Here is a 14,458-nt window from a genome sequence, read left to right as displayed (position 1 = left end):
AAGGCAAATCCTAATTTAGAAAAATTGGTTCTATCAGATAAAAAAAGATAATTAATTGAATTATCAGCTCTTGAGTCCACAAAACCAAGTTATTCTACAGGATACCAATATTTATTTTTTAAGCACGCTAAAAACATAAATTAGTGATTCTTAAATGCATTAATTAAAGTCCTATATTTAACACTAATATTGCAGTCAAATTTAATAAAGTGCTTGCATTGCCAATCTTGCGATCGCTTAGCTTGTTTATTTAAATTTTGTATCCACGGTGGATACAGTCGGATCCCTCTTTTTCCTTCTTTGGAGCCTGAAGAAATAACGCTATGTTGAAGCAAAACTGATTTATGAAAAATGAATTGTCCAAAGCCAATATCATCATGAACACTGATAACAAAAAAATCTGACGAATCTGTGATATGGTGTGGTTTTGTTAAGCCATTTACTCTTTGCCATAATGTTACAAAAAATCCTGGTTTAGTAGGTGTTATTTTTCCTGTTCTAAATGTTATCAGTTTGTTATCTAGTGTAAATGTTAAAGCCCCATATTCAACACTTTCTTCTTCAATTTTAATCAATGAAGGGTAAAGGCCACTAGGTATATATGCGATTTGCGTTGCTAAGCTAAAGTCTGGATGAGGGGGCATATATTTTTTGTATCCTATATTGATGTTTAAGAATGCAAATTTGAGAAATATTTTAATGCCACAATTAGGCTTAATCGAATTGTTAACCGCCCCTAATCAAAACATACAATCTTATCTATGTCTTTATTTAATAATGTTCGATTTTCATATCAAGACTTTTAACTATAAAAGGTGACTTATTAGTTGTTTTTTGGTTTGTAATAAGTAATGAAAAGGAAACATTAAGATGCAATTCAGGAACATTGTAATTTTGATTGACTCTCCAGCATGGTGCCCCAAAACAAAGATCTTTGTTAATTAAAGTAGGGGAGTTCAATGGTTTAGGATGAAGTGTAAGTTTGTACTGCTTAATTATTTGGGATTCATTAAAATAAAAGTCATTCATGGGCTCCCATGCAGAATGAGAGAAATTTTTTGCAGCCTGTTCTTCTTCATTGGGCGTGGTTTGATAACTAATTGACATGGTCTGCATTAATACTTTCTGAACCCAATCTGTTACTTCATTATTAGTAACAGCATATACGAACGGTGATGCAGAAAGTGAAATAAATAACGTTAACCGAAGCATTAGTAATTTGCACATACTCTTATCCTTTTAGTAAGCAGGAGTCTAGGTTGTTAAATCTATTATTAAATTATAATTTAATTTATTATTTTAGATAGATCAGCATATAATTTAACCGCAATATTAATCGTGTTAGATTGTGGTTTCAATGTGAAATTTTTCTCTCAAATTACCAACATTTGTTTTCGTTTGAGCTTACAGTAGTTGTTGATACTTGTTTCTGCTCGTGTAAATACAGTCTCATTTCCTGAGTTAGATTTGTTCTGATACCTTGAGCCATAGGTAACCCTTCTCGCAGAGACAACCACTGACTTACAGCAGTTAAATCACCAACTACAGGTTCTGCAATTGCTCGAAAAACTACTGGCCCATTAGCACTATTGGTGAGACAGACAACAGCCGTCTTGGTAGTAAGGTTAATCGCTGCCAAATTTCGTCCACTTCCATTATCACCCCAATGAAAGGCAATGAAACCACCATTCGGATTACGTTGTAAACCGATTCCAACCCCCCAAGCCATTTGCATTAAAATATCCGGAGATACTAAATTATCCTTTGCCTTGGTATCTTTACCGGCTAAGCTAGGAACAATCGGAGTACACGTTTTATTGCCTTTTTCGCCCAATATCTTCACGCCAAACATTTCCGTTCGAATAAATTCATCTGTAGTGCATTCTCTTAAAAATTTTCCATAATCTTCAGCAGTTGTGTATAAAGAAGCACCAGGGTGAGCGATATAAAACTTTTTCTTAAGATCAACTGAATTATCTGGGTTATGACCAATTGTTATTGTTGCGGCATATTTGGGGGGATGTCCGACAATAGCAGTTATAAGAGGCAATTCCCGTGCTTCTACGGATATGGGCTTTGATAGCCAGAAAGGATTATTAGGTATGTCGGCAAAGCGTTCTTTTATTGCTATGAGACTATTTTCCTCTATTTGACTGGGGGCCTTTTCGATAATTTGTATCTGTCCATCGTCTGCTTTTTCAGCGATAAACAATCTATCTTGATGATAAATGATACTCAGTTGACCATGTCTATCTAGCGTGCCTTGTAATAATGCATTCATACTTTCTGGTATTGGTTTTAGTGCATTATCTGGAAGTTTAATGAGGCTACAACCGGTTGGTGGCATGAAACTGCTATTTGTCATACCAATCTTCGCAAAGGCTTTTTGTGCCAAAGTTTCTAGGGATTGTTTCGTGATGTTTTGCACTACCTCACCTAAAAATTGATAAGCTACACCGGAATAATTAAATTTTTCTCCTACGTTAACTTCAGGAATAAATTCTGGTAATGATGATTCATTGGGTAATGCTGCTTGATGGGATAGAATCATCCGTGCGGTTAATTTGTTATAATTTTGGTGGATTCGTATTTCTGGAGGGCCAAAATGGCCATATTTATAGAGAGGGGTATCTAAATTGATTTTTCCATCTTGTGCTAATTTTAAAACAATGTACGCAAATACAGGTTTACTTAATGAGGCAGCTTCAAATACAGTTGAGTTCGTGACTCCCACTGATTGTGTTGTAACCTTACCTTGATTAGAAATAATTGCTACAGCAATGCCTGGAAGATGATTTTTGTCCTGTAATTCTTCCAAAGAGCTCATCGATCTTTTAATGGCAGAGTGTATTTTTTGTGTGTGTGGGACGTCATGAAGCAAGTGAGCTGAACGAGTAATCAATAAATTTTTATCCATTAAACGTTGTATAAATGCATCATAGCAAGTTTTATCTGAAATTTTTATCTCTAATCTGTTTCCGGTGCGTTGGATTTTTACAGAAACTTCATGTTCAGATTCCTCTAAAAATTGATTCAATTCTTGTTCAATTGCATTAAGTAGTTCATTTTGTGCTTTCTCCTGAGATTCAGATTTTATAGGAATACCAGAAATATTAATTAACCCAGATCCAGTATTAGCAGTGATCAAGATTAAACTATCTGGATTAAGATAATTAAAAATCATTTCTTCGTAATCTGATACCCAAAGTTGGCTTTTTTTTAAGGATGTAAATATGGATTGCAGGCTCGATTTATCAGAAGTCGCAGATACTGTTTGAGATGTCTTATCGTCATTAATCTCCGAGCTTTCTCCACTGCTTCCAGTCCCATGCCCTTTACATATAGGCATACCATTTGCTCTACATATTCCACAAGGATTGTTATCTAATTGAGTACGGCTACTTGAAATGCTATCAAGGTTATCGTCAAAATTATTTTTAGACTTCATCATTTCTCTCCACACATCCATCTCTGAACTATGATTAGGTAAGTACAATAATCAACCTAACTGTTATTATACCGAGCTCAAAAAAATAATTGTATATAAAATGTACATTTGTGCTGTGTGTTTGCCTACATCCTTATATCTATGTAAAACTTAACTGAATCACTTAGACTGAATTTGATTAGATAGTTTTTCTTATTTAAGAAGCTTAGAGAGTAAGAATGGAAAATAAATCAATATTGCTTACAGAAGATAACATTAAGATAGTCAACTATCTCAATGAAGCCTGCTGCAAGACTCAGGTTATGAAGTTAACGGCACTCTATTTATTTTTGGCTTGGAATAAATATGCTTAATCTTTACGCGAAAACAGTCACAATGTCGATAATAATATCGCTATTAATCTTAGGTAGTGTTTACTTTATTTACTTTCACTTTATTGATTTAAATCGGTTAACAATAAATCGTCTATTTGTAAATGGTAATTTTACTGTAATTCAGCAGCTACTTAAAAATACTCCCCGATCTTCATGGGGTACGGTGCTTGATCTGATTCAGCCAGCAGGTAGCCCTCAGGCCAAAATATTAAACATGGATGAGTTAAAAATTTCTAAGGAACAAAAAGACAATTTAAGGCAAGGTAAGATAGTAATTTTAACTGGACCAGTACACTATTTTTTAAATTATTTCTTACCCGATATATTTGCTTTGCAAAAAATAGGAGATACGAAATACGTCTTGCAAATTCAAGATAAGGCGACGATGTATACTACTATCCAAGATAATACAATATGGATGACCCATCTTATTACCACTAAGCTGAAAACCTCAAAAAAAGACAATTGGCCTAAAATAATGAAGCACTTTCAGTCGATATACGATATTCCTTTGCAAATTGTATCTCCAGATAGCAAACAATTACCTTTAACTATTAAAAACAAACAATATATCAAGGGATTGCAGTACGAGCTTCCTAAGTCAGAGGGGCTCATTACAAAAGTCTATTTTAAGTTGAAAGACCTGGATATGATACTTATTCTAGGCCCCATAAATTACCCAAAATTTTTAATTAAAGTGCCTAAATTACAGTTTTACTACCTTATAAGTTTTATGATTTTAACGACCTTGACTGTGTTTTTGTTTACCTGGATTTTTAGTCGAAATGTGAGAAAACTATTTGGATTAACTAATAATTACAGCAGAGGGATATTTGATAAAAGAGTTAAATTCAGTAAGCTCTCTATTCTTTATGGGGTACATAATAATATTGTTAATATGGGAGATAAAATAAAGAACTTAATTAAAACACAACAAAATATATCTCGTTTTGTAGCCCATGAAATTAGAACACCATTATATACGATGCAATTGGCTTTGGATGCAATGGAAAAATCGTTTAAAAAGAAACAAGATCCTTCGAAGCATATGAATAGCCTGAGAGAAGATATTAAAGATCTGAATAAATTAGTGAGTTATTTTTTAATATATTCACAAAGCTCGAGTAACGAAATGAAAATAAAAAAGCAGCCCTTAGATATAAAAAAGTGGCTTTTTGAATTAGTGAATAGCCACCAGGGGTATGATTTGGAGGTTAATTTAGACGTATTTGGTGATGAAAAATGCACTGTGGAATTTGATCCAGAGTTATTAAAATTTGCTGTTAATAATTTAATTAGTAATGCATTAAAATTCGCAAACCATAAAATACAGGTTACTTTAAATGCAAATAATGATCAGTTCATTATTCATGTTGATGATGATGGAGCTGGGGTAGAAGATGAGAATAAGCAGGCTATATTCCAGTCATTTGTCACGCTAGAAGCAGGGGCGTCTTTTGGTAAACACATTGGATTGGGCTTGGCTATTACCAAATCGATAGTAGAACTACATGGAGGGCATATTTTTTTAGCAGATTCCCCTCTTTTATCAGGCTCAAGGTTCAGTATTTACTTTCCTAGTGGTTAGGGTTCTCACCTGATTAGAAGACAAATAAAATTCCTAAGTCTAGATGAAATTTTGCATATTTAATTAGAATGAGTAATTTCCTGATTCTCGTTCCCAAAATACGCTCTCTAGAAGCTTCTTACCTCAGAAATATCCATTTTTTCTAGGTTATAAGTGTTAGCAGCCTTACGCTGCCATTATATAAAAGGGACTCTAATATATTCATCCGTCAGCACAAATATTATTAATCTTGCTTCTCTTTAGTAATCACGATTATTAGTTTGATATGAACCATTTTATGATCTGGCGACCTAAAACTCGCCAGAAATTGTTCATTTTTAGACCGAACAATTTTTGCGACACAGTCGATCCCCTAGTTATTTTTTGGCTGGATAACTATCCCCAGGTTTTACTCCAACCATAACTATGGTCGCGCCATTTTTAGAATGACTACTAAAGCAAGTGTAAGCGGGTAGGATGAAATATTCTCCTTTGCTATAGGTTGTTGTTTTACCATTAAGATGAAGGTGAAGTTTTCCCTCCATAATGACAACGAGCAATTTATGTTTGTAAAAATGTGGAGGGTGATTGTGGCCTTTAGGAAGTTTAACAATACCCCCTGTAAATTCATTAAATAGCACAGCTTGTCTGGTTGATTTACTGTAACTATTACCTATTAATTCCCATTTTTTATGTTTTGTTGTTCCGGACTCAAAGGGTTGGGTATTGCCTGTGCATTGAGTAAAAGATGAGGTGGAAAAACTTAGTAATAATGCAGTACTTGCAAAGAGATGAAATAAAGCCCGTCGAGTAATGCAGTTCATAATCTTCCTTGATTTATAGCGTTAACGGTAGGTATAGCATCTGGTTTAATATTTTTCCATGTGATCAATAGTTGATCTTTTGGTTGAGCGGCATTACAAAAATGATTTTAATGATAAACTTCTTTTCTTATATCGTTGTTTTTCTTCCGCATTAACTTGCTTGCAAAAGCTGTTTATCACAGAATTATTGAGAAGCAGGCTTTAAAATGATTTATGTGACGATATGGTCGTAGTAGAGGAGAATTTTGACAACATCACCGTTTTCCATATTAGTGGGAGTTGCCAAAAAGCTCTAATGCTCATTTTTGATTTCCTGGATGACTATCTTGTAAACGCTCAACTTTGGGAATGCTTACTCCAATCATAGTGTCGCGTGTAACTAAGGTTTGAAGTTGTTCTTCGGTCCAGCCCTCAGTACCTTCAGGTCGCATGGGTAAAACCATGTAACGAGTTTTTTGATTCGAGTCATGAACTCTTACTTCAACATCCTCTGGTATGATTGTCCCAAATTCAGCAAGAAGTTGGCGTGGCCAGCGGACCATCCTTCGGCGATAATTCATGCGTTCATACCATGCGGGTGATGTACCTAGCAGTGGTCTTGGGTAGCAAGAACACAGAGTACAAACCATAGTATGATGAATTTTGGGCGTGTTCTCGCAAACAAGTAAAAAAGTATAGTCACTTGGCGTCCCTTGTCCGGTGGGTTTTAGCCAATCGATACCTAATTCAAGACACGCTGCAACGCCATCCTTAAGTAGTCTTTTTTTAAATTCAGGATCAACCCAGGCGCGAGCCACGACGCGAGCACCTCCCATCGGGCCAATGCTTTCATACCACTCCACAAAACGTCGATGATCATCGGCTGTAAATAAACCCTTCTCAATACAAAGTTCGCGAATAGCTGCCTCTAAAATAGTAAACTCAACAGCCTCATGACGCTCCTTAACAGGGTGCAAATTTACATATTCATCGCCATGACTATGTTCATGAAGATGATCATGTTCTTCACAACAAGTTGAGTTTTAGATTTCTTTGTCATAGAATTCTCCCAATAAATAAAATCTATATATGCTCTATCCATCGTTCAGATAACTCACTATCCAGCGAATCGATGACGGGCCCTCCGTAGTCATCCCATAAATCCGTCATGTTAAAACGGACCATATAAAATGGTTCTCTACGACCCTCGTATCTGCCCCACGCTTCATCTTCAGGAATTACCCAAGAAGGTCTTATCATGACGACTTCACCTATTTTTCCGCGTGTATATCCTTGAGTTCGTGTGTGAAATAGTGAGGGTAAATCGATTACTCTTATTTTATCGCCCACTTTAAATTTAGTGCTCATTTACAAGCCTCCTCACGTTTCTTGATTTGATCTAGTTTCAACATTAACTCATCAGGAGTTATTAAACCTTTATCAAGTAACATTTTTGTAGCAGCCAATAACCAGCGAGCATAGTAAGGTGTTCCGCAATAAAGGGTAACTCCTAAATCGTTTTCTTGTCGTCTACGCTCTTCAGAAACCCAATATCCTCTCCAGGCTAAGCATTCTGATGTTGCATGTGTAAGCATTTCCCAAAGCTCCGTTTCATGGAGCGACTTATCTAAAGGTCCATCGGGTTGACCTCCAATATCATGAACTACATGCAATATTGCCTGCGCTGCCTCTGGAGTTAATGAAAAGGGTAAATCCATCTCCTGTCGCGACACAGGCACAAGTTTTCTTATCACTTCCAATAAAGATGTGTAATTTTCAGATATATGAGACATATGAATATCCTCCTATTTCCAAATTATTTTACTTTGTTTTTCATCAACAACCCGGTGCTCCAACGCCTCAAAATTCATCAATTTGTAAATAAAAATAGAGACAATCCAACTTATGATGAAAAACAAAATAATATAAAAGCCAATACTGTTAAATCGTTCATTTTGTTGATTGATGAAATCCCAAAATGAACCTTTTAGACCTGATTTTGCGGAAATTAAATGCAATGCTTCTATTCCTCCAATCAAAAAAGCAACCAGAGCTGATGCGAGCGTGATAGTTAAATTGTAATAAAGCTTTCTCACTGGATTTAAAAAAGCCCACCCATAAGCGCCTAGCATTAAAACCCCATCCGCTGCTTGTGATGCTGATAGTCCAAGAAGCCCTACCTCAGTCGCCGTATCAAAACCAATTCCAAAGAGAAGTCCAAGAGGGAACATTTGCCAGCTATGTGAAATAAGATTTATGAAACGACGAAAACGTTTAACGAGAAATCCTTGTTTATCAATAACTTCATTTGTATCCTGTTCCGTCAATATTTTTCCTAGACGAATTTGTTTGAAAATCCTATAAATAACAAAAAAAATAATAATGTTAATTAACGCTATAAATAAAAGAAATATCGCTGAGAATGAGGTACACAGTATACTACCTATTTCATGCCACTGAGCCCAATTAGACTGCATAAATGCTTTAGTAGATAATGCGATTATTATAGTGGCTACAATAACCACAGAAGAATGACCCAAAGAGAAAAAGAAACCTACGCCAACCGGTTGTTTTCCTTCTTGCATTAATTTACGAGTAACATTATCAATCGCAGCGATATGATCGGCATCTACTGCATGACGCAAGCCAAAGCTATAGGCCATCACCGCCGCCCCAAATAACATGGGTGAGTTGTAGAAAGTATAAAAAGCCAAAAGCCATACTACAAGATTAAATTACACCAAAAATAAATACATCATTGTAATTTTTTGACGAAGGCTCCTTTTGTTATCAAGAATTTTTTCCATATAATGTCTCATCCCTACACTGCAAAAGATGCTTGGTTTCATTTAGTTATAGTCCCATTAGAAAGGATTAAAGAGAAACTCGTCTTCTAGTGGTTGGAGTCCTTAATTTAGCGATAGATATATTTCGATTGATTGATAAGGAATTCACGAGAAAGAGGTACTGTAGAAAGCGAGTAAATTATTATTTAGTACAACATGTTACCAGTTATTGAACCACTCACTACATTACTTGAATCTGCTCAAATGCTTCACTATGCTGTAACTATTAGATTAATAAAATACAACTATGACTTCTTCCATTACTTTTATTATTTTATATTCATTAATGCCTGCTGCATTAATGCTTCTTGGTGGTGGGGTTGCTAGTATTTACCAACCAGGTAATCAAATAACTAGTGCCACGCAACATTTTGCCGCTGGAGTTGTTTTTGCTGCGGTAGCAAAAGAACTCCTTCCAAAAATAGGCGCTTATCATGATTTTGTCGCGCTTATTGTTGGCTTTTCATTAGGTATTATCGGCATGTTGTACCTAAAATGGTTGACCAGTAGATTGGAGGATCTCGAACAACAATCGAAAGGCATATCATGGGGGTTATTGACTGCAGTTGGAATTGATTTGTTAGTAGATGGTCTTTTGATAGGAGTCTCTTTTTTAGCAGGTGAAAAGGGAGGAATTCTTATAGCTATAGCCCTCTCTATCGAAATTTTCTTCTTAGGATTATCAACCACATCCACCTTAGGTGCAAGGCAAGTAAATGTACCTATCCGAGTGTTAGCTACTTTTATTTTAGCGATCTTGATTCCAATTGGCGCAGGTCTTGGTGCTGGCCTGTTGATTCATTTACCTCAAACGGTTACTAATGTAATTTTATCTTTTGGTGTTGCAGCATTACTTTATCTCGTTACAGAAGAGCTTTTAATTGAAGCTCATAAAGTTCGTGAGACTCCATCCATTACTTTATGCTTTTTTGTGGGCTTTTTGTTAATTTTATTGTTAGAAAGCTTAGCAAGCTAATTCCAAATGATTGCCATTTTTTACATGGTGCATTATTTAAATTTCATAAGATCAAAAGAACATACCTATCAAGTTAATGCCTATGCCGGTGGTGGATATCTGGAAAATGCGGATGTGTATGACGCAGTTCATTATGATGGTGAGTATGTGTATGTGGTTCTTTTCCATCCCAATCAAATGGGTGCTCATGCTGATGATGTTCATCATCATAATGGCTATAGCTATGAATTTCCTCTTCATGAATATGTTCGTGGATATGATTTTCAGTTAAATGAATCGTTACCCCAATGCCCATTAAAATTGCAGCAATCCAAAGAAAAAATGATGTGGGTTCGTGAAAAATAACAATGGCAACAAGAGCACCTATAAATGGCGCAGTCGCAAAGTAAGCGCCTGTTCTCGCAGTACCTAGACCGCGAAGTGCAAGCACAAATAAAACAAGACTGACTCCGTATCCCCAAAAACCAATAATTAATGCGGCAATTGTTTTATCAATGCCAGGAGTTTGTTCCCCAAATTACTGACAAAGAAATTGTGACGATACCAGAAAAAATTCCCTTGCAGCTCACTATAAATAGGGGATCAGCGACAGATATTTTACGTGTTAGGTTGTTATCATCGTCAATTTTTAAATAATCTTAGTATCAATTATAATTGAAATCGACGCGAGCTGTGGTCTTTGAGTTTAAAGTGTAACCTATGTTTCCAGAATTAGCCTTGATAAAATGATGTGCCCGAAAGAATTTTAAGCCTAAGTGATGGAGTTTAAGCTCATTTAACCTACCGAGGATTTACAGATAATAATTTCAACCTTGGTTTAGGCGTATAAGTGTTTCGCATTCTTTCTCCGGCTTTAATTTATTGTGAATAGGAGGATCCTTTTTCTAGTTTCATGAACAGAACGTGAATGTGTAAAATGAACTATGAATTGTTCAGAGTCTGTTTTTGGTAAATGGAAAAATTCTGCCCAATATTCAATATTTGTTTGAGATAAAATGGTACAAAAATGATGGATTTTATCTCGATTTAACTGAAATCCTATCTAGAGGAGCCGATCCTCACGGCTTCTGATAACTCATCACATTAACCGTCTTTAGCTATGATTCAACTGCATTTTTTAAGATTGAATACCTAATCTAAGTGCACTTAGATCGATATGTATTTAAATAATTCATATGATTTATAAAAACAACTAATTGGATAATTTATTTCTAATGTGGACATAATGTAATCTCAAAAGGCAGGTGCTGTAGGTACACATGATGCAAAGCAAAATAAACACTGACGATTGGAAATTTGATATAGCAAAATTTAAAAAGGATAAAGTCGTAGTTCAACAAAGAATAGATGCACTCAAAGAAACGCTCAAGGAAAGAAAAGAGGAATATTTTAAAAATTTAACTCAAGAGTCCAACATAAAAACCTTGGTAGAAACAATAATAGAGAAAAAAAGTCAGGGGATACAAAACGCAAAGGATGATTTAAAGAGTAATAATAGCGTACGTGCTGATGTTCAAAAATATCTTGAAAAGGGTATAGAGCAAACTGAGAATGAGAAAAAAAATGGGAAGAATTCCTAGAAAAAAAGAAAACGAATGAAAAAGAGTTAAATAAAAAATAGAAAAAATCACTGAAGATATTGAGTCATTGGAAGTGATGAGGAAATATGGAAATGAGTTTTTAGATGGATTTGTTACATTAAAGAATGTAGGCGGTGTCAATATACCTGAGACGGAGAGGGAACGAGAGGAATTTAACCAGAAAGTTGCTGGTAAAACAAAAGAAGAGTTATCTGATAGCGATAAAGCATTGAAGAGTTTTTTGGAAGCAACTGATCAATTAAGAAAGTTTCTTAAAGAGATAAAAGCTTTTTCAAAAACGTACCAGTTAGATGAAGTGGATGGGGTCGCGTTTTGGTCTAAAATTCATCAAAGAGTAGCTATTAAGTTGGCAGAAAAACAAGGACTAACTGTATTAGAGGGCACCATTGTTGGATTGTTTGATGGTTTAAATTTTGGATACCCATGGATACCCGCACCACCAAAAGGTCAGGCACCACATAAACCAAATCCTTATGTTTACATGTGGCAAGCTTTTTCAGAAGATTTAGCAGTTAGTGTAGAAAAAAGAGAAGAACAAGAAGGAAAGCGAATAAAAGGTCAAGATAACGTACATGCGTTCTTATTTCAGAATATGCAAGCTGGAGCAGTTATATGGACTACAGAATTAAATAATCTTTTAACGAAAGTCGATAACGAGGAATTACAGTCAGTTACGCTGCATTATTACGACAAGGTAAATCACAGTGATAGAAAAGTATATGTTGTAAATGACCAGACAACTGCTGAAAAAGCAGAGAAAAAGGATTGTTATATCTTTGTTAAAGATTTAAAAACAGCCAATCAAAAAAGTCCAACACCCGGTTTGTTCTATAAAGCCCCATCAGGTAATCTTATTTCCCTCAAAATCACAACACCACAAACGATAAGTGCCGCTTCAGAACAACAATCAACTTTAGCTAATCAATATTGTCACGATATATTAAATCATTTCACGGTAGAGGAAGGCGAAATTAAAGAGATCCAGTTACCTAAAATTAAAGAAAACAAAGAATCTTGTATTTTAATCAAAAGTACAAAAAATTATTTTGACTCAGAGGAAACAAAAAAGCTACTTCCTGCTGACTCAAATGCAGGCTATATCCTCACTCCAAGCCAATTCATCTATGTTTCTAAATCGGGTACTTACAACATAATATATGGTCCAAAAACAGTAAATGAACCAGAAACACCGAATCAAAACTTAGCAACTTTAAATAACCATTTTAAAAATCAGGTTAAAGATATTCCCACCACATTAACTGATAACGATTTAAGAACAATATCCGCGATTACAAGACACCGTGCGATAGGTCATCCTGATGCTCACCGCCCCATAAAAAGAGAAATAAATGACTCTCCGGAATCTCATCTGTACTTACTTATTTGTAGTAACCCCGGCCATAATTTTGATATGGATGTTGTGGAAGAAAATGAAAAAGAAAGCATCACTATAACCAAGGATCTTCTGCATAAATCGTATGCCCAATTTGAAGAGGCGAAAAAATCCGGTTTATGCTCAATAGAACCAGTAGCAGAAGGTAAAGACTGGAAGCAAGTACTTCAAGTCTTAACTACTCCTTCTTTCATTAAAGAGAAAGATGATAATTATACTGCAAAACAAGATGAGTGGCAGAGGTTAGCGGCATTACGTTTAAAATGGCAAGATCAGGTACGAGCTATTATGGACGCTCATCGAAAAAGAGACTATATTAAAGCCCAACTACTCGATGAAAATGTTACCGCCACATCTTCCGCTTTTGAATGTTTAGATCAAAAAACTTATAATAAATGTTCGCAACAAGTTATTAATTTTTGTGAAAGAAAATATAGAGAATTAATTCAAGATAGCCCTGATCTCGAAAAAATCATATCCGATTTGATTAAACGAGCTCCAGACACCCTGGATCTTAAGGAAATAAATGCCTTAAATAAAGAGCCGGTAAGATCAAAGGATTACGAGGAATTATATAATCAAATCAAGAAATTCAGAACCTTATGTAAAATCGCGATAAAAAGCCTGCTGGAGAAAGAAAACCTAATCCCAAATGGTATTCAAGATCAACAAACACGTGACATCATCATGAATCATGCGCTTCACCAAGGCTGGAGTAATATCATAAAAAGTATGGAGGCAGATCTAATGAATAAAAATGGGAAAGTGGCATCAGTTGAATTAGGGAACATTAAAGCCGCTGGATCTGGAATTAATAAGACATCTGCTGACAAGGAGGCTCGTTTGCGTCACTGGGAAGGAAAAGCTTTTCCATATTTTAAGAATGCCATAAAAAGCATTCAAGAAAATAATAAAGAAGCTGAACGTATATTTAAAAAGGCAATTGAGGCAATTAGCTATCTTAAGGTTACTTTTGATAACATGGATCCCAAGGAAGTTCTGAATCATAGAGAGTTATTGAATCAACAGCTGCAAAATATATATGAGAACCCAGAATTAAAAACAGCGCTAGTGACGCTTGGTTCAACACAACAAAAGGATTTAGACAACGTCTTTAATAATAAACGAACGGAGATTGTGACTGCTGCTGCTTTGGAACGAAAATATCAAAGCAAAAGCCAACTTACCCGATTAACGAAACACTTTCGCGCCTCGGAACCAGACTCTCAAGATATATCAGGGGCTCAAGTGCGTGATGAAACCGTTAAAAAACCCACTACAGTTGAAGCAGAATCTGTATTATCCAATGCTGCCAATACTGCAGATTTCAGAAATAAGATGCGTGATTTAAAAAGTGAGGTTGAGACGCCAGAGTTAAATCCGGTGGTGATAAGGAGATAGTGCGCGAATATGATCAGTGTTCGAGTATAATAAATTCAAAGTCGGTTAT

General features: G+C 35.5%; 13 protein-coding genes. 4 read left to right on the top strand and 9 right to left on the bottom strand.

Annotated elements, in window-relative coordinates:
• Window positions 1-140: 140 nt before the first annotated feature.
• From EL220_RS10955 to EL220_RS10945, 3 genes are all read right to left on the bottom strand, one after another.
• Window positions 141-644 (bottom strand): MepB family protein, encoded by a 504-nt coding sequence (locus tag EL220_RS10955; protein ID WP_027271826.1) that lies wholly within the window; start codon window positions 642-644, stop codon window positions 141-143.
• 127 nt (window positions 645-771) lie between these two features.
• Window positions 772-1,227 carry a hypothetical protein gene (locus EL220_RS10950; RefSeq protein WP_027271827.1) on the bottom strand — a complete coding sequence of 152 codons (456 nt, stop codon included), beginning with the start codon at window positions 1,225-1,227 and terminating at the stop codon, window positions 772-774.
• Between the two features lie 151 nt (window positions 1,228-1,378).
• Complete coding sequence (locus EL220_RS10945; RefSeq protein ID WP_232002398.1) at window positions 1,379-3,451, bottom strand: serine hydrolase domain-containing protein; 2,073 nt, start codon at window positions 3,449-3,451, stop codon at window positions 1,379-1,381.
• A 342-nt stretch (window positions 3,452-3,793) separates the two neighbouring features.
• Between EL220_RS10945 and EL220_RS10940 the strand changes: the two genes are divergently transcribed.
• Entirely contained in the window at window positions 3,794-5,410 is a 1,617-nt protein-coding gene (locus EL220_RS10940) for a sensor histidine kinase (protein ID WP_027271828.1), read from the top strand.
• Window positions 5,411-5,766: 356 nt separating this feature from the next.
• Here the strand turns inward: EL220_RS10940 and EL220_RS10935 are convergent, their stop codons facing one another.
• The 5 genes from EL220_RS10935 to EL220_RS10915 form a co-directional block, all read right to left on the bottom strand.
• A complete protein-coding gene (locus tag EL220_RS10935; RefSeq protein WP_027271829.1) occupies window positions 5,767-6,213 on the bottom strand; it encodes a cupin domain-containing protein in 447 nt (148 codons plus the stop codon).
• 299 nt (window positions 6,214-6,512) lie between these two features.
• Window positions 6,513-7,169 (bottom strand): thiocyanate hydrolase subunit gamma, encoded by a 657-nt coding sequence (gene scnC / locus EL220_RS10930; protein WP_027271830.1) that lies wholly within the window; start codon window positions 7,167-7,169, stop codon window positions 6,513-6,515.
• Window positions 7,170-7,275: 106 nt separating this feature from the next.
• A complete protein-coding gene (locus EL220_RS19590; protein WP_027271831.1) occupies window positions 7,276-7,560 on the bottom strand; it encodes an SH3-like domain-containing protein in 285 nt (94 codons plus the stop codon).
• A complete protein-coding gene (locus tag EL220_RS19585; RefSeq protein ID WP_027271832.1) occupies window positions 7,557-7,985 on the bottom strand; it encodes an SH3-like domain-containing protein in 429 nt (142 codons plus the stop codon). Before EL220_RS19585 ends, EL220_RS19590 begins: the two co-directional genes overlap by 4 nt.
• A gap of 12 nt (window positions 7,986-7,997) precedes the next feature.
• Window positions 7,998-8,855 carry a HoxN/HupN/NixA family nickel/cobalt transporter gene (locus EL220_RS10915; RefSeq protein ID WP_232002397.1) on the bottom strand — a complete coding sequence of 286 codons (858 nt, stop codon included), beginning with the start codon at window positions 8,853-8,855 and terminating at the stop codon, window positions 7,998-8,000.
• A 430-nt stretch (window positions 8,856-9,285) separates the two neighbouring features.
• Here EL220_RS10915 and EL220_RS10910 point away from each other — a divergent pair, with 430 nt between their 5' ends.
• Entirely contained in the window at window positions 9,286-10,014 is a 729-nt protein-coding gene (locus EL220_RS10910) for a ZIP family metal transporter (RefSeq protein WP_027271833.1), read from the top strand.
• A 73-nt stretch (window positions 10,015-10,087) separates the two neighbouring features.
• Here the strand turns inward: EL220_RS10910 and EL220_RS19665 are convergent, their stop codons facing one another.
• A complete protein-coding gene (locus EL220_RS19665; protein WP_462138150.1) occupies window positions 10,088-10,483 on the bottom strand; it encodes a hypothetical protein in 396 nt (131 codons plus the stop codon).
• Between the two features lie 790 nt (window positions 10,484-11,273).
• On the opposite strand from EL220_RS19665, the gene EL220_RS19005 reads away from it, so the two are divergent.
• Entirely contained in the window at window positions 11,274-11,594 is a 321-nt protein-coding gene (locus EL220_RS19005; RefSeq protein ID WP_232002395.1) for a hypothetical protein, read from the top strand.
• A gap of 73 nt (window positions 11,595-11,667) precedes the next feature.
• Window positions 11,668-14,409 (top strand): hypothetical protein, encoded by a 2,742-nt coding sequence (locus EL220_RS10900; RefSeq protein WP_232002394.1) that lies wholly within the window; start codon window positions 11,668-11,670, stop codon window positions 14,407-14,409.
• Window positions 14,410-14,458 lie beyond the last annotated feature (49 nt).

The organism is Legionella sainthelensi, from assembly GCF_900637685.1.
In the GTDB taxonomy this organism is placed as follows: Bacteria; Pseudomonadota; Gammaproteobacteria; order Legionellales; family Legionellaceae; genus Legionella; species Legionella sainthelensi.
The sequence above is the reverse complement of the archived record's forward strand: the minus strand, read 5'-3'. Positions and strand labels throughout refer to the sequence as shown.